This is a genomic window from Pseudogemmobacter sonorensis, from assembly GCF_042762395.1.
GTDB classification, from domain to species: domain Bacteria; phylum Pseudomonadota; class Alphaproteobacteria; order Rhodobacterales; family Rhodobacteraceae; genus Pseudogemmobacter; species Pseudogemmobacter sonorensis.
The window spans coordinates 158,874-173,999 of record NZ_JBEFZE010000001.1 but is presented as its reverse complement, the minus strand read 5'-3'; the positions used below and the strand labels follow the sequence as shown (position 1 = coordinate 173,999).

The following is a 15,126-nucleotide window of genomic DNA, read 5'->3' as shown; positions in this document are numbered from 1 at the left end:
TTGCACGCCCGGACGGAATGATCCATGAACCGGAAGAAATTCCCCCAGTCCCGGACGCCTCCCATGCTCGACCAAGCCGTGAAACCCACCGAAGAAATCTCGGTCCGCGAGGTCTTCGGCATCGACACCGACATGAAGGTGAAGGGGTTCGAGGAACGATCCGACCGCGTCCCCGAGATCGACCCGACCTACAAGTTCGACCCCGACACCACGCTCGCGATCCTGGCGGGCTTCGCCTGGAACCGCCGGGTGATGATCCAGGGCTATCACGGCACCGGCAAATCCACCCACATCGAACAGGTGGCGGCGCGGCTGAACTGGCCCTGCGTGCGCGTGAACCTCGACAGCCACATCAGCCGCATCGACCTGATCGGCAAGGATGCGATCAAGCTCGAAGACGGCAAGCAGGTCACCAAGTTCCACGAGGGCATCCTGCCCTGGGCCTTGCGCAACCCGGTCGCGGTGGTCTTCGACGAATATGACGCGGGCCGGGCCGACGTGATGTTCGTGATCCAGCGCGTGCTGGAGCATGACGGCAAGCTGACGCTTCTGGACCAGAACGAGATCATCACCCCCCATCCCAGCTTCCGGCTGTTCGCGACCGCGAATACCGTGGGGCTGGGCGATACCACCGGGCTTTACCACGGCACCCAGCAGATCAACCAGGCGCAGATGGACCGCTGGAGCCTGGTCGCCACGCTGAACTACCTCAGCCATGACGCCGAAAGCGCCATCGTGCTGGCGAAGAACCCGCAATACAACACCGCCGAGGGTCGCAAGACCATCAGCCAGATGGTGACGGTGGCGGATCTGACCCGCACCGCCTTCGTGAACGGCGACCTCTCGACGGTGATGAGCCCGCGCACCGTGCTCAACTGGGCCGAGAATGCGCGGATCTTCCGCAATGTGGGCTATGCGTTCCGCCTGTCGTTCCTGAACAAATGCGACGAGCTGGAGCGCCAGACGGTCGCCGAATTCTACCAGCGCTGCTTCAATGAGGAACTGCCGGAATCGGCGGTCTCCACGGCGATGAAATAACAAAACCGCGCCATCCGGGCCGGGTTGCGGGGCGGCTTCGGCCGCCCTTGCCATGGGGGGGCGTCGCCCGGGGCAGAGGGCGCGGATCGTCTTTGCGCCCCGCCGGTCGGCCCGATGCGGGACCTCTGCCGCCCAGCTTCCACCTTGGCCGCGCCAGCGCCGCGTCTTGTCCACCGCCCGGCCCAGGACGGTTGTTCACCCTCAGCCCCTCGTGCTACCCCTCGGCCGCGACAGAGGAGTCCAGAATGCTGCGTCTTGCCGTTCTCGGGGCGTCGGTAAGCGCCCAGTCCGTCCATCATTCCACCGGGGCGGTCACCGGCTATACCGAAGTGCTGTGCCGCGACCACCTTGCCGATATCGGCGCCTCGACGCTTCGGCGCTTCACCTATCCCGGCAACCGCCTTTCCGACGGCGGCCTGGCGAAACTGGCCGAACTGCTGGAATGGCGCCCCGATGTCTGCCTGTTCGAGCCGCTGATCGAGGATGTCTCGCGCGGGACGCGGGCGACGGAGGAGGAGATCGCCTTCGTCTATGCCAGCCTGGTCGATGCCGGAATCGCGCCGATCACCCTGATGCTGCCGGTGCCCAGCCAGCGCCACCCCCGCGCCAACCCGGAATATGAACGCTTCCACCGCTTTTGCCGACGCCACTACCTGCCGGTGATCGAGGTCGACCTGACCGATGAGGGCCCGATCGAAGGGCGGTTCGTCAGCGTCCACACCACCCATGCGGGCGCGCGGATCTATGTCCGGCAGATCCTTGCCGGGATGGCCCGGATCGGCGATCCGCGCCGGGTGCTTCCGGGGTTGCGCGACCTGCCCCGGGCGCCCGACCTTCCGGTGCGGGTGACCCCGGTCGAGGCGGCATGGTCGCCCGAGCGGCGGGAGATGCGCCTTGGCCTGCGGGCGACCGGCGGCAGGACCACCAGGGCCCGCCTGGTCCAGCATCAGAAAATCGGCCCCGCCTCGCCTCTGCTGGATGTGGTGCTGCTGGACCACGGGCGCGAGGCGCAGCGCCAGACCGTCTCGGTCTGGGACCCCTACTGCCATTACCCGCGCGAATCCTATGTGACGCTTGCCACTTTCGCGCTGGAGCCGGGAATCCTTTACGATCTGTCGATCACGCAATCGCCGCAGGCGCCCAATCACGCCCGCGCCCGTCACCAGCCCGCCGCGCCCTGGCCGGACGATGCCGCCCGCGGGCTGGCGCCGCTCTCCGCCGCCTTCCTCGTGTCCGATGGCGATCTGGAGGAGACGCCGCCGCGGTGATCCGCAGGATCGGCGCGCGCCAGGAAACGGAAAAGGGCGGCCCCCCAACCTTCGGGAGACCGCCCTGAACCTTCGCCTGAACCCTCGAAGACCGCTTCGGTCAGCCGCGCGCGGCCTTGGTGGCCTTGGCCCACCAGGCGATGTCGTCGAGCAGCGCCTTGGCCGAGGCGCCGATCGAGCCCTCGATCTCCGAGAGATCGCCCGAGCCGCCGAAGCCCGGATGCACCTTGAAGAAATCCCCGCCGCCGATATGCACGGCGTTGCGCACCGGCACGCCTTGCAGCTCGACCGCGATCAGGCGCAGATGCTCGACCGCGCGCGCGCCGCCGGTGCCGCCGTAACCCACGGCGCCGAAAGGCTTCTTGGCCCATTCGACATAGGCCTGGTCCAGCGCGTTCTTCAGCACGCCGGTGACCGAATGGTTGTATTCGGCCACGGTGAAGATATAGCCGTCGAACTCCGCCAGCTTCTTCTGCCAGGCCACCGCGACCTCGTTCTGCGAGGGCGCCCAGGCGTTCGAGGCCACCTCGTCGAAGAAGGGCAGCGGATAGTCGCGCAGATCGACCAGTTCCACGTCCAGCTCGCCATGTTCGCGGGCCTTTTCGACGATCCATTTCGCCGGGATCTCGGCAAAGCGGGTCGGGCGGGTGGAGCCGATGATGACGGCGATTTTTGGTTTCGACATGGTCGTTGCTTCTCCTGGTTGCGGCGCGGGCCGGGGCCCGTCGCCCTTGATCGGCGGGCCGAGGCCGGACCGGCCCCGCACGGGCCGCTCCGCTTCGGTCCAACCCGGCGCCCGCGCCTCCGGTTCCCCCTTGGGGCCGGGCGGGCGCCCTGTTCGATGGGTCGATCATGCCCGGGGCGCCGATTCCGGGCAATTGCGCACAATGGCGGGCCGGTTGTGCGCCCCCGCACCCAGAAGAGGCTTTCGCCGCTGCCGGGCCGCGGCGCCACGCGAAGAGCCTGCCTTGCGAAGGCCCCGCGACAGCGGACGGCCTTGCCCCCGCCCGCGCGGGGTGCCATCTTCGCGCCATGTCGAAACCTGTCGAAAACCCCGCCGATCCGTTCAAGAAAGCCCTGGCCGAGGCTACGAGGGTCATGGCCGACGATCCCGAGATGACCGTGGCCTATTCGGTCGACCCGCCGGGGATGAACCGCGAGGGCCTGCGGCTGCCGCAGGTCTCGCGCCGCCTGACCCGCGACGAGGTGCTGCTCGCGCGCGGCACCGCCGATGCCTTCGCGCTGCGCCGCCGCCACCATGACGAGGCGCTGGCCGCGCGCTATGCCCCGGTGGGCGCACTGGCGCGCGAGATCTACGATGCGATGGAAACCGCCCGGGCCGAGGCGCTTGGCGCGCGCTTCATGCCCGGCACCGCGACCAATATCGACGCAAGGATCGGGCATGAGGCCGACCGCAAGGGCTATGCCCAGATCGGCCGGGCCGAGGATGCGCCGCTTGCCGTGGCGGCGGGCTATCTGGTGCGCCATCTGGCGACCGGGCGGCCCCTGCCGGGGGGGGCGCAGAACGTGCTCGACCTGTGGTCGGAAAAGCTGACCCGGGATGCGGGGGGCGCGCTTGCGGGGCTTGACGGCGCGCTGGACGACCAGGCCGCCTTCGCCCGCCTGGCGCGCCGGGTGATCGCCGATCTGGGCTATGGCGACCAGTTGGGCGACGATCCCGACCGCCCCGACGAGGACGAGGCCGGGGACGAGGCCGAAGAGGACCAGGACGCCCCCGACGACAATTCCCAGGACGAGGAGGAGGGCGGCGAGGAAGAGGCCAGCCCCGAGCGCAGCCAGGAGCAGGAACAGGATCAGTCCCAGGCCCAGGTCCGCATGGACGAAGAGGCCGACGCCGAATCCGGCGAGGAGACCGAGGTCCCCCAGGGCGAGGCCCCGCCCGAGCCCCCCGCGCCCGCGCCCTATTCCGACGCCGATCCGAACTACGCGGTCTATACCACCGATTTCGATGAGGAAATCCGGGCCGAGGATCTGGCCGAACCCGCCGAGCTTGAGCGGCTGCGCGCCTATCTGGACCAGCAGCTCGACCCTCTGAAGGGCGCGGTCGGGCGGCTCGCCAACAAGCTTCAGCGCAGGCTTCAGGCGCAGCAGAACCGCTCCTGGCTCTTCGATCTGGAGGAGGGCATCCTTGATGCGGGGCGGCTGGCGCGGGTGGTGGCCAATCCGACGACGCCGCTTTCCTTCAAATGGGAAAAGGACACCGAATTCCGCGACACCGTGGTCACGCTGCTGCTGGACAATTCGGGATCCATGCGCGGGCGGCCGATCTCGATCGCCGCGATCTGCGCCGATGTGCTGGCGCGCACGCTGGAGCGCTGCTCGGTCAAGGTCGAGATCCTGGGCTTCACCACCCGGGCCTGGAAGGGCGGGCAATCGCGCGAACGCTGGCTGGCGCAGGGCCGTCCGGCGGCGCCGGGTCGGCTGAACGACCTGCGCCACATCATCTACAAATCCGCCGATGCGCCCTGGCGGCGGGCGCGGGCCAATCTGGGCCTGATGATGAAAGAGGGGCTGCTGAAGGAAAACATCGACGGCGAGGCGCTGGAATGGGCGCATCGGCGCATGATGGCGCGGCCCGAGGCGCGGCGGATCCTGATGGTGATCTCGGACGGGGCGCCGGTCGACGATTCGACGCTGAGCGTCAATCCGGCGAGCTTCCTTGAAAAGCACCTGCGCGACGTGATCGCCATGGTGGAAAAGCGCCGCGCGGTGGAACTGATCGCCATCGGCATCGGCCATGACGTGACGCGCTATTACCAGCGCGCGGTGACGATCACCGATGTCGAGCAACTGGCCGGCGCGATGACCGAGCAACTGGCGGGGCTGTTCGACAAGGACCCGCGCGGCCAGCGCGGACGGCGGCGGGTGGCCTGAGGCCGCCGCCGCGCGCCCGGCGTGATCGGCGTGATCGGGGAAAGGGGCTTCCCCGGCTGGGCGGTGTGCCCTCCCCGCTCCTCCAAGGCATCAGGAAAAAGGCAGGTTTCCCGTGTTCCAGACCCCCGTGTTCCAGACCTTCGACAGCACCGCATCGCCCGAACAGGGGCCGCCCCGGCTGGCGGCCTTGCGGGCCGAACTGGCGCGTCAGGGGCTCGCCGGGTTTCTGGTGCCGCGCGCCGATGCCCATCAGGGCGAATATGTCGCCGCGCGGGATGAGCGGCTGCAATGGCTGACCGGCTTCACCGGCTCGGCGGGGTTCTGCATCGTGCTGCCCGGGGTCGCCGGGGTGTTCGTCGACGGCCGCTACCGCACCCAGGTCAAGGCCCAGGTCGATCTCGCGGCCTTCACCCCGGTGCCCTGGCCCGAGGTCAAGCCCGGCCCCTGGATCCGCGAGCATCTGGCCGAAGGCGTGATCGGCTTCGACCCCTGGCTGCACACAAGGGCCGAGATCGACGCCATCGCGGCGGCGCTAAGCCCGGGCGGCGTCACGCTGCGGCCGGTGGCGAATGCGGTGGATGCGATCTGGCCGGACCGGCCGCCCGGGCCGGGGGCGCGGGCCTTCCCTCACCGCGAAGATCTGGCCGGGGAAAGCCATGGCGCCAAACGCGCGCGGCTGGCGGCGGAACTGCGCGAACGGGGCGAGCGGGCGGCGGTCCTGACCCTGCCGGATTCGATCTGCTGGCTGTTGAACATCCGGGGCGGCGACGTGCCGCGCAATCCGGTGGTGCAGGCCTTCGCCATTCTCCGCGACGACGGCTCGGTCCTGCTTTTCGCCGATGAGGCGAAATTCGACGCCGGGCTGCGCCACGATCTGGGGCCCGAGGTCACGCTTGCCCCGCCCGGGGATTTCGCGCCCGCGCTGCGCGGGCTGAGCGGCCCGGTGCGGCTGGACCAGGGCAGCGCGCCGCTGGCGGTGGCGCTGGCGCTGGAAGCGGCGGGCGTGGCGATCACCTGGGGCGAGGATCCCTGCCGCCTGCCCAAGGCCCGCAAGAACCCGGCCGAGATCGCGGGCATGCGCGAGGCGCATCTGCGCGACGGCGCGGCCATGGTCGAATTCCTGTGCTGGCTGGAGCGCGAGGCGCCGGGCGATCTGACCGAAACCGCCGTGGTCTCGGCGCTCGAAGGGTTTCGCCGCGCCACCAACGCCTTGCACGACATCAGCTTCGACACGATCTGCGGCGCGGGCCCGAACGGCGCCATCATCCACTACCGGGTGACCACCCAGACCGACCGCGCCCTGCGCGCGGGCGAATTGCTGCTGGTCGATTCCGGCGGGCAATATCCCGACGGCACCACCGACATCACCCGGACCCTCGCCATCGGCGATCCGGGGGACGAGGCGCGGGCCTGCTATACCCGGGTGTTGCGCGGGCTGATCGCGATCAGCCGGGCGCGCTGGCCCGCGGGCCTTGCGGGCCGCGACCTGGATCCTTTGGCGCGCTTTCCGCTCTGGGTCGCGGGGCTGGATTTCGACCATGGCACCGGGCATGGCGTCGGCGCCTTCCTGTCGGTGCATGAGGGGCCGCAGCGGATCTCGCGCGTCTCGGAGGTCGCGCTGGAGCCGGGCATGATCCTGTCGAACGAGCCGGGCTATTACCGCGAGGGCGCCTTCGGGATCCGGCTGGAGAACCTGATCGTGGTGCGCGAGGCCTCGGCGCTTGGCGATCTGCGGCGGCAGTTCGATTTCGAGACCCTGACCTGGGTGCCCTTCGACCGCCGCCTGATCCTGACCGCGATGCTTTCGGGCGAAGAGCGCGCCTGGCTGGACGGCTATCACGCCGGGGTGCTTGAGCGGATCGGGCCACGGCTGGGGCCCGAGGCGCAGGCCTGGCTTCGCGCGGCCTGCGCGCCGATCTGAGGGGCGCTCCGAGGGGCGGGCGAGGCCAAAGGCGGAACGGCGGCGGGCGTCTTCGGATGCGCCCGTTCGGATGCGCCCTCGGCGCCGGGGCGACGGGCCGGAACCCCGGCCCGGGCCGTTACCGCACCCATGACGGCGCTGCCGCCAAACCCTCACCAGAGGCCGCTCGCGAAAACCGGCCTTTCGCGAGCGCCCCCGTTCAGCAGGGCCAGAGCGCCGAGGGGCCGATGGCGGGATGGCGCAGCAGCGCGCCCGGCTCGATCCCCAGTTGCGCCGCCAGCCCGCCGTTGATCTCAAGCACGAAGCGCACGCCCTCGCCGCCATCGATCGGGGTGCGGTCCAGCGGCACCGCCTCGGCATGGACCCGCGTCACCCGCCCGAAGGCGTCGGCGAAGACCATGTCCAGCGGGATCAGCGTGTTCTCCATCCAGAAGGCCACCGGCCGCGGGCTTTCATAGACGAAAAGCATCCCCGCCCCGGCAGGCATCGACTCGCGGTGCATCAGCCCGAGCGCCCGGCTCTCGGCGGTGTCGGCGATCTCGACGACGAAGCTCTGACGCCCGGTCGCCCAGCCGATGTCGACGCGGTCGGTGGCGCAGGCGGCAAGCGCCGGGGTGTCGGTGGTCTCGGCCCGGGCGGCGGCGGGCGGAATGGCGGCAAGCAGCGCCACGAGCAGCGCGGCAAGGCAACCGCGCAGCGCGGCAGCGCGGCCGGGCAGTCCGGCAAAGCGGTCGCTCATCGGCATGGCAAAGCCCCCTGCCGCGCGGCAAAATGACCACCCGGCATGAGGAGACAACCGCGCAGCATGGCAAGGCCCTGCGCAGCCCGGCAAAGCGACCGGCCGCCCCCAAAGGACGACCTTGCAAGCCGCCCGTCGGCGCGCGGCAAGCCGCGCGACCGCGCCGCCGCCATGCCGCGCCCGCAAGGCAAGCGACCGCCGCCGCCGGATCGCAGCGGCGACGCCGGATCCGCCGGAGCGGACGGCAAAAGGGTCATATCGGCATCCATGCCAGACGCGCCTCCCTGAAGGTTTCCCCGCAAGGATGCCACCCCCGCCGCCGAAAGACCAGCCGCCGGACAGGCAGGGACGCGCCCCCGGACAGGGTCCGGGAGGGCTCCAGGAACGATTTCCACAGGAAGATCCCGCAGGAAGATCCGGGGCCCGCGCGGCCGGGCTCAGGCCTCTTGCCCGGCCCGCGCCTTCACCGCGCTTTCCCAGCTCAGCACCTGCACCGCCATGCGGCCCCGGCGCCCCTCGACCACCCGCAGCGCCACCGCCTCGCCCGATCCCAGATCGGCGAAACCCGAGACGCGCAGCACCTCGACATGAATGAACACGTCCTCGGGACGCCCGAAGACATTGGCAAAGCCGAAACCCTTGGCCTTGTCGAACCATTTGACGCGCGCAGGCTCCATCTCGAGCCCGAGCAGATCCTCGGTCGACACGACGCCCGCTTCGTCTCCAAGCGGAACCAAGCCGCCTTCCGGCGGCTCGATCTTCAGAACCTCAACCGCCTGAACGCCGCGCGAGGTGGTCTGGATCCGCACCGTGATTCCCGCACCGTCCGCGACCGAGCTTTGCCCGAAATTGCGCAAGACATTGGCGTGCAACAGGATGTCGGCATTGGTATTATCTGATACGATGAAGCCAAAGCCCTTGGCCGGATCAAACCACTTCACCCGGCCCTGCAACAACTGCACGGCCTTCTCTTCTTCCGTCATAGCAAGAGCTATCTCCCCAGATTAAGCCCCGTTCGTGTTGATGCGGCTTTCGAAGGGTAAGGTTCAAGAGGAAATCGTAACATCCCGGAATAATAGTTTACCACGCAACCGTAATCATGGATTCAAACGCTGGATCCCCCAGGGCGCGTCCAGTCCCGTCCGGGTCCAGCGGAAGCGGTCGTGCAGGCGGAAATTGCCGTCCGCCCAGAACTCGATTTCCACGGGATGGATGCGGAATCCGCCCCAATGCGGCGGGCGTTTCGGCATCGGTCCCTGGCGCAGCGTAACCTTCGCGACCTCGGCCATCAGCGCCTCGCGCGAGGCCAGCGGAAGGGATTGCTGCGAGGCCCAGGCCCCCAGCCGAGACTTCAGGCTTCTGCTGTCAAAATAGGCATCCGCCTGCGGACCATCCTCACGCGAAACCAGGCCGCGCACCCGAATCTGCCGCCGCAGACTTTTCCAGTGCAGAACGAAGGCAGCTTTGCCTTCACCTTGGGCAATCGCCTCGGCACTGCCGATCTCCCGCGCCTTCACCGAATTGTAATTGGTGTAGAAGACGAAGGCGTCGGCCTCGATCTCCTTGAGCAGAACCATCCGCACATTGGGCAGGCCGTCGGCATCCGCCGTGGCAAGGGCGATGGCGTTGGGATCGTTGATCTCGCTGGTCTCGGCCTCGGCGAGCCAGCGGCGCGCGATGGCGAAGGGATCCGCGCCCGCGAAGATCCCCGACCGCGCGGGCGGCGCCTCCGCGGATTGTTGCCGATCCGGCGCCCCGCCCTGCGCCCCGTCCCCTGCCCCGACCATCGCCTGTCCTTTCGTCCTTTACGGGCCGCCCCGCCTCTCCGGCGCGCGCCGCCCCGCCCCCGCCCGCAACCCTTGCGGCAGACCGCCTTTGCGCCTAAACACCGGGCTCAACGTGCCGTAAGGGTGGGCGAGGGAAACGGAATGTCAACCGGACTGATGGCAGGAAAGCGCGGCCTGATCATGGGCCTTGCCAACGACAAGTCGATCGCCTGGGGCATCGCCCAGGCCCTGGCCGCGCAGGGGGCCGAGCTTGCCTTCTCCTATCTCGGGGATGCGCTCAAGAAGCGGGTGGAGCCGCTGGCGGCCAGCCTTGGAACGCCGCTGCTCTACGAATGCGACGTGGCCAGCGAGGAAAGCCTCGACGCGCTGTTTGGCGCGCTGGAGGCGAAATGGGGCAAGCTCGATTTCGTCGTCCATGCCATCGGATTTTCCGACAAGAACGAATTGCGCGGCCGCTATGCCGAGACCAGCCGCGCCAATTTCCTGATGTCGATGGACATCTCGGTCTACAGCTTCACCGCCGTCGCGCGGCGGGCGGGGGCGCTGATGGGGCCTGGCGGCTCGATCCTGACGCTGACCTATTACGGCGCCGAAAAGGTCATGCCGCATTACAACGTGATGGGCGTGGCCAAGGCCGCGCTGGAGGCTTCCGTCAAATACCTGGCCGAGGATTTCGGCCGCGACGGCATCCGGGTGAATGCGATCAGCGCCGGGCCGATCAAGACGCTGGCCTCGTCGGGGATCGGCGATTTCCGCTATATCCTGCGCTGGAACGAGCTGAACTCGCCCCTGCGGCGCAACGTGACCCAGGAAGAGGTCGGCAAGGCCGCGCTTTATCTGCTGTCGGATCTCGGCTCGGGCACCACGGGCGAGAACCTCCATGTCGATGCGGGCTATCATGTCGTGGGCATGAAGGCGATCGACGCCCCGGACATCGACATCGTGACGGGCCGCAAGGAGTGATCCCGGCCGCCGCCCTCGCCTTCGCGGGGCGCGCGCGCCTCGCCGCCGCGCGCCGCCCGGGGCCTGCGGTGGGGATGGCGGCGCGGATGGCGGCGCGAATCGAGGGGCTGCGCAGCGGCATGCCGCTGATGGCGGGGACCGGCGCGGTGTTCTGCGCCCTGGCGGCGATGCCCAGGCCGACCGCCCTCTTCGCCGTCGCCCCATGGACGCTTAAGATCTTCGGCGCGGCCTGTCCGCTGTGGATGGCCTGGGGGCGTACCCGCGCCCCTCTGGATATGCGCCCCCTGCCCCGCCGGGGCCTCTCGGCCTTGCGACCCCGGCTTGCCACTCCCGAACCGGCGGCGATGCTCCGCGCGATCTTCCTCGGCCCCCGGCTCGGCCCCCTGCCGCCGGGCGGCGCGCCTCGTGCCCATGCGGCGGCGCCCGCGAGGATGTTTCGCGACGAGACGCCGTGGAACGGCATCGTCGCGCGGATCTGCCCGCCCGAGCCCACCCGCACGGGCCCTATCGGCCCCAAGACCGAGATCGACCGCAGCCTCGCGGGAATGGGCGCCCTTCCGCGGATCGGGATCGCCGCGCCCTGAACTTCACGCCCCGCAGATATCGACCCGCCGCCACCCGCAACGACAGAGAGGACCGCATGGCCGCCGCAGATCGCCTTCCGCATGAGAAAGGGTTCCATGTCAGTTGGGACCAGATCCATCGCGATGCCCGGGCCTTGTCCTGGCGGCTCGACGGTCGCGGGCCCGGCGAAGGCGGGCAATGGCGCGCCGTGGTCGCGATCACCCGGGGCGGACTGGTTCCGGCAATGATCGTCGCGCGCGAACTCGACATCCGCGTGATCGACACGATCAGCGTGAAATCCTACAACCACCAGGCCCAGGTCGAGGCGCAGGTCACCAAATCGCCCCAGGCCGAGCTGATGGGCGACGGCTCCGGCATCCTGGTGATCGACGATCTGGTCGATTCGGGGAAAACGCTGGAACTGGTGCGGCGGCTCTATCCCAAGGCGCATTTCGCCACCGTCTATGCCAAGCCCCATGGCCGCCCGCAGGTCGACACCTATATCACCGAGGTCAGCCAGGACACCTGGATCTTCTTCCCCTGGGACATGGCGCTGCAATATGTGCAGCCCTATCGCGGCGCGGATTGAAGCAAGGGGGCGCCGCCCCCTCGGCCCTTGCGGGCCTCACCCCCGGGATATTTCTGCCAAGATGAAGACGAAGCATCTGGTCTTTCATCTTGGTCCAAATATCCTCGGGGGAGCGCCCTGAAAGGGCGCCGGGGGCAGACAGCCCCCGTCCCGGTTTGCCACAAGCCCGAACGGATCCGCTTGATGCCCCTGCCCCTGAACCCCGCCTTCGCCACGACCGACGCCCCTCCGGTGATGGAGGCGCGGCGCTGGATCCAGGGCAAGAGCTTCGACCCCGCCCGCCCCCTGATCAACGTGAGCCAGGCCGCCCCGGTCGAAAGTCCGCCGCTCGGGCTGCGCGAGGCCCTGGCCGCGGCCGCGCTCGACGATCCGCAGGCGCATCTCTACGGCCCCGTCCTGGGGATGGGCGCGCTGCGCGAAGAGATCGCGGAGCAGTTTTCCCTGGCCTATGGCGGAAGGATCCTGCCTGCGCAGGTCGCGATCACCCAGGGCTGCAACCAGGCCTTCTGCGCGGTGATGGCCACGCTCGCGGGACCGGGGGACGAGGTGATCCTGCCCACGCCGTGGTATTTCAACCATCGCATGTGGCTCGACATGAACGGGGTGGCCACGGTTCCCCTCGACAGCGGCGAGACGCTGGTTCCCTCGGCCGGGGCCTGCGCCGCGCTGATCACCCCTCGGACCCGGGCCATCGTGCTGGTCACCCCCAACAATCCGGGCGGGGTCGAATATCCGGCGCCGGTCCTGGCCGAATTCCGCGACCTTGCCCGCCGCCACGGCCTCGCCCTGATCGTGGACGAGACCTACCGCGATTTCGACAGCCGCCATTCTGCCCTGACCGGCGGGCGCCCGCACGACCTGTTTCAGGATCCCGCCTGGGACGAGGTTCTGATCCAGCTTTACAGCTTTTCCAAGGCCTACCGGCTGACCGGGCATCGCGTCGGCTCGATCACCGCCTCGCAGGCGCGGCTGGCCGAGGTCGAGAAATTCCTCGACACCGTGGCGATCTGCCCCTCTCAGCTTGGCCAGATCGGCGCGCTCTGGGGGATGCGCAACCTGTCGCAATGGGTGGCGGGCGAGCGCGACGAGATCCTTGCCCGCCGCCGCGCCATGATCGAGGGCTTCGCCGCGCTGGAGGGTTGGCGGCTCTTGGGTTGCGGCGCCTATTTCGCCTATGTCGAGCATCCCTACGACATGGCCTCGGACGTTTTGTGCAAAAGGCTGGTCGACGATTGCGCGCTGCTGATGCTGCCCGGCACCATGTTCCAGCCCGAAGGATCCGCGGCCGGGCGGCGCCAGATCCGCATCGCCTTCGCCAATATCGACGCCACCGGCATCGCCGAGATGTTCGCCCGGCTGTCGGCCTTCCGGCCCTGAGAGCGGCGGGCGGTCTGGCCTGCCCATCTTGCCCCGCCCCCGCCTTCCCTCTAGACAGTCCGGGAACTGGACGGGAAGCAAGGCGGGGCCGGGCATGGCGAAGGCGCGAGAGGCGAAGGCGGGATCGGACGACGGAGGCGAGCGGAAAAAGCCCGCGCGCGGCAAGCAGGCCGCGACCTGGGGCGTCACCGCGCTTCTGATCCTGGGCCTTGGCGGTTTCGGCGCGTCGAGCTTCGGCACCACCGTCTCGACCATCGGCACCGTGGGCGACACCCGCATCACCACTCGCGAATATTCGCGGGCGCTTTACCAGCAATCCTCGGCGATCACGCAGCAGTTCGGCATGGCTTTCGGCGTCCAGGACCTTCTGGCGCTCGGCCTGGGCGAGCAGGTGCTGTCGGAGCTGGTCTCGCAGGCGGCGCTGGACAACGAGGCCTGGTCGGTGGGCGTCTCGGTCGGCGATGCCACGGTGGCGACCGAGGTGATGCGCTCAAGCTCGTTCACCGGGGCGACCGGCGGCTTCGACCGCACGGGCTACCGCCAGTCGCTGCAGCAGAACGGCTGGACCGAGGCGGAATTCGAAGCCTCGGTGCGCCGCGACATCTCGCGCTCGCTTCTGTCGGCCTCGGTCGCGGGCGGGACCAGGGCGCCTGCGGCGCTGGTCGATGCGCTTTACCGTTTCGAGGCCGAGCGGCGGGGTTTCTCGCTTCTGCGGCTTGGGCCGGGCGATCTGGCCGAACTGCCCGCCCCGGCGGACGAGGCGGCGCTTCGGGCCTATTACGACGCCAATCCCGAGGCCTTCACCCGCCCCGAATCCAAGCGTATCCAATATGCGATGCTGCTGCCCGCGATGCTTGCGGGCGACCAGCCGGTCGATGAACCCGCGCTGGAGCAGCTTTATCAGGACCGCATCGCCGAATTCGTCGTGGCCGAGCGGCGGCTGGTCGAGCGGCTGGTCTATCCCGACGAGGCCGCCCGCGATGCCGCCCTGGCCGCCCATCAGGCCGGGACCGGGTTCGAGGCTCTGGTCGAGGCGCGCGGCCTGACCATGATCGCGGTCGACATGGGCGATGTGAGCGAGCCCGAACTGGGCGCGGCGGGGGCTGCGGTCTTCGCGGCGGCGGAGGGCACGGTCGTCGCGGCCGAAACCCCGCTGGGGCCCGCGCTGTTCCGGGTGAACGGCACGCTTCCGGGCGAGGAGGTCAGCTTCGAGGAGGCCCGCGCGCAACTGGCCGAGGAGATCCAGGCCGAGGCCGCGCGGCGCGAGATCGCGGCGCGGGTCGACGAGATCGACGACCTGCTGGCCGGGGGAGAATCGCTCGATTCGCTGGCCGGGCTGATGGGGATGGAATACGGCACGCTCGATTACGCGGCCGCGCTTCAGGGCGATCATGTGCTTGAGGGCTATTCGGCCTTCCGCCAGGCCGCCGAGGCGGTGGCCGAGGGCGATTTCGCCGAAGCGGTGCTGCTGGACGACGGCGGCGTGGTCGCCATCGAATATGTCGAGACCCTGCCTCCTGCCCCCATCCCCTTCGACGAGGCGCGCGAGGCGGTGAACGACGCGCTGGAGGGCGCCCGGCTGGCCGAGGCGCTGGCCACGCGCGCCGAGGCGATCAAGGCGGCGGTCGAGGGCGGCGCCTCGCTTTCCACCCAGGGCATGGTCGAGGTCACGCGCGAGATCGCCCGCTCGGGCGCGATCGCCAATGCGCCCGCGACGCTGATCGGGGACATCTTCGCCATGGAACCGGGCGATCTGCGGGTGATCGTCTCGGGCGATTTCGTCGCGGTCTTGCGGCTCGACCAGATCCATGCCGCCGCCGAGACCGGCGAGGCGGCCGATGCGGCGCGCGACGATCTGGCCCGCAATCTTGAAACCGCGCTGGCGCGGGATGCGCTGACGGCCTTTACCGATGCCAGCGCGCGCGCGGCGGGCATTTCCATCGACCAGAACGCGATCAATCTGGTGAATGCGAGCCTGCAGTAAG

General features: G+C 69.3%; 13 protein-coding genes. 9 read left to right on the top strand and 4 right to left on the bottom strand.

Going from position 1 to position 15,126, the window contains the following annotated elements; genetic code table 11:
- Positions 1-63 precede the first annotated feature (63 nt).
- Both cobS and ABNX41_RS00765 read left to right on the top strand, forming a co-directional pair.
- Positions 64-1,038, top strand: coding sequence for a cobaltochelatase subunit CobS (gene cobS / locus ABNX41_RS00770; RefSeq protein ID WP_438667804.1), 975 nt, complete (start codon positions 64-66; stop codon positions 1,036-1,038).
- 245 nt (positions 1,039-1,283) lie between these two features.
- Positions 1,284-2,306 carry a hypothetical protein gene (locus tag ABNX41_RS00765; RefSeq protein ID WP_438667803.1) on the top strand — a complete coding sequence of 341 codons (1,023 nt, stop codon included), beginning with the start codon at positions 1,284-1,286 and terminating at the stop codon, positions 2,304-2,306.
- Between the two features lie 100 nt (positions 2,307-2,406).
- On the opposite strand, the gene ABNX41_RS00760 is transcribed toward ABNX41_RS00765, so the two are convergent.
- On the bottom strand, positions 2,407-2,991 hold the full coding sequence (locus ABNX41_RS00760) for an NADPH-dependent FMN reductase (protein WP_438667802.1): 585 nt from the start codon (positions 2,989-2,991) through the stop codon (positions 2,407-2,409).
- 347 nt (positions 2,992-3,338) lie between these two features.
- Between ABNX41_RS00760 and cobT the strand changes: the two genes are divergently transcribed.
- Positions 3,339-5,201, top strand: coding sequence for a cobaltochelatase subunit CobT (gene cobT, locus ABNX41_RS00755; protein WP_438667801.1), 1,863 nt, complete (start codon positions 3,339-3,341; stop codon positions 5,199-5,201).
- A gap of 127 nt (positions 5,202-5,328) precedes the next feature.
- The gene (locus ABNX41_RS00750) at positions 5,329-7,122 is read left to right on the top strand and encodes an aminopeptidase P family protein (protein ID WP_438667962.1); all 1,794 of its coding nucleotides are present in this window, start codon (positions 5,329-5,331) and stop codon (positions 7,120-7,122) included.
- Positions 7,123-7,321: 199 nt separating this feature from the next.
- Here the strand turns inward: ABNX41_RS00750 and ABNX41_RS00745 are convergent, their stop codons facing one another.
- The 3 genes from ABNX41_RS00745 to pdxH all read right to left on the bottom strand — a co-directional run bounded on the left by ABNX41_RS00745 (position 7,322) and on the right by pdxH (position 9,648).
- The gene (locus ABNX41_RS00745; protein WP_438667961.1) at positions 7,322-7,861 is read right to left on the bottom strand and encodes a DUF192 domain-containing protein; all 540 of its coding nucleotides are present in this window, start codon (positions 7,859-7,861) and stop codon (positions 7,322-7,324) included.
- A 437-nt stretch (positions 7,862-8,298) separates the two neighbouring features.
- Positions 8,299-8,844, bottom strand: coding sequence for a cold-shock protein (locus ABNX41_RS00740; protein WP_438667800.1), 546 nt, complete (start codon positions 8,842-8,844; stop codon positions 8,299-8,301).
- Between the two features lie 114 nt (positions 8,845-8,958).
- On the bottom strand, positions 8,959-9,648 hold the full coding sequence (gene pdxH / locus ABNX41_RS00735; RefSeq protein WP_438667799.1) for a pyridoxamine 5'-phosphate oxidase: 690 nt from the start codon (positions 9,646-9,648) through the stop codon (positions 8,959-8,961).
- Positions 9,649-9,789: 141 nt separating this feature from the next.
- Between pdxH and fabI the strand changes: the two genes are divergently transcribed.
- The 5 genes from fabI to ABNX41_RS00710 all read left to right on the top strand — a co-directional run bounded on the left by fabI (position 9,790) and on the right by ABNX41_RS00710 (position 15,125).
- Positions 9,790-10,611, top strand: coding sequence for an enoyl-ACP reductase FabI (fabI, locus tag ABNX41_RS00730; RefSeq protein WP_438667798.1), 822 nt, complete (start codon positions 9,790-9,792; stop codon positions 10,609-10,611).
- Complete coding sequence (locus ABNX41_RS00725; RefSeq protein ID WP_438667797.1) at positions 10,608-11,195, top strand: LysE family translocator; 588 nt, start codon at positions 10,608-10,610, stop codon at positions 11,193-11,195. Before fabI ends, ABNX41_RS00725 begins: the two co-directional genes overlap by 4 nt.
- 56 nt (positions 11,196-11,251) lie before the next feature.
- The gene (gpt, locus tag ABNX41_RS00720) at positions 11,252-11,764 is read left to right on the top strand and encodes a xanthine phosphoribosyltransferase (protein WP_438667796.1); all 513 of its coding nucleotides are present in this window, start codon (positions 11,252-11,254) and stop codon (positions 11,762-11,764) included.
- A gap of 183 nt (positions 11,765-11,947) precedes the next feature.
- Positions 11,948-13,141 (top strand): aminotransferase, encoded by a 1,194-nt coding sequence (locus ABNX41_RS00715; protein ID WP_438667795.1) that lies wholly within the window; start codon positions 11,948-11,950, stop codon positions 13,139-13,141.
- A gap of 94 nt (positions 13,142-13,235) precedes the next feature.
- A complete protein-coding gene (locus tag ABNX41_RS00710) occupies positions 13,236-15,125 on the top strand; it encodes a peptidylprolyl isomerase (protein ID WP_438667794.1) in 1,890 nt (629 codons plus the stop codon).
- Position 15,126 lies beyond the last annotated feature (1 nt).

Coding starts and splice junctions, on each gene's coding strand:
- cobS (WP_438667804.1), top strand. CDS start 64: ATGCTCGACCAAGCCGTGAAACCCACCGAAGAAATCTCGGTCCGCGAG.
- ABNX41_RS00765 (WP_438667803.1), top strand. CDS start 1,284: ATGCTGCGTCTTGCCGTTCTCGGGGCGTCGGTAAGCGCCCAGTCCGTC.
- ABNX41_RS00760 (WP_438667802.1), bottom strand. CDS start 2,991: ATGTCGAAACCAAAAATCGCCGTCATCATCGGCTCCACCCGCCCGACC.
- cobT (WP_438667801.1), top strand. CDS start 3,339: ATGTCGAAACCTGTCGAAAACCCCGCCGATCCGTTCAAGAAAGCCCTG.
- ABNX41_RS00745 (WP_438667961.1), bottom strand. CDS start 7,861: ATGAGCGACCGCTTTGCCGGACTGCCCGGCCGCGCTGCCGCGCTGCGC.
- ABNX41_RS00740 (WP_438667800.1), bottom strand. CDS start 8,844: ATGACGGAAGAAGAGAAGGCCGTGCAGTTGTTGCAGGGCCGGGTGAAG.
- pdxH (WP_438667799.1), bottom strand. CDS start 9,648: ATGGTCGGGGCAGGGGACGGGGCGCAGGGCGGGGCGCCGGATCGGCAA.
- fabI (WP_438667798.1), top strand. CDS start 9,790: ATGTCAACCGGACTGATGGCAGGAAAGCGCGGCCTGATCATGGGCCTT.
- gpt (WP_438667796.1), top strand. CDS start 11,252: ATGGCCGCCGCAGATCGCCTTCCGCATGAGAAAGGGTTCCATGTCAGT.
- ABNX41_RS00715 (WP_438667795.1), top strand. CDS start 11,948: ATGCCCCTGCCCCTGAACCCCGCCTTCGCCACGACCGACGCCCCTCCG.
- ABNX41_RS00710 (WP_438667794.1), top strand. CDS start 13,236: ATGGCGAAGGCGCGAGAGGCGAAGGCGGGATCGGACGACGGAGGCGAG.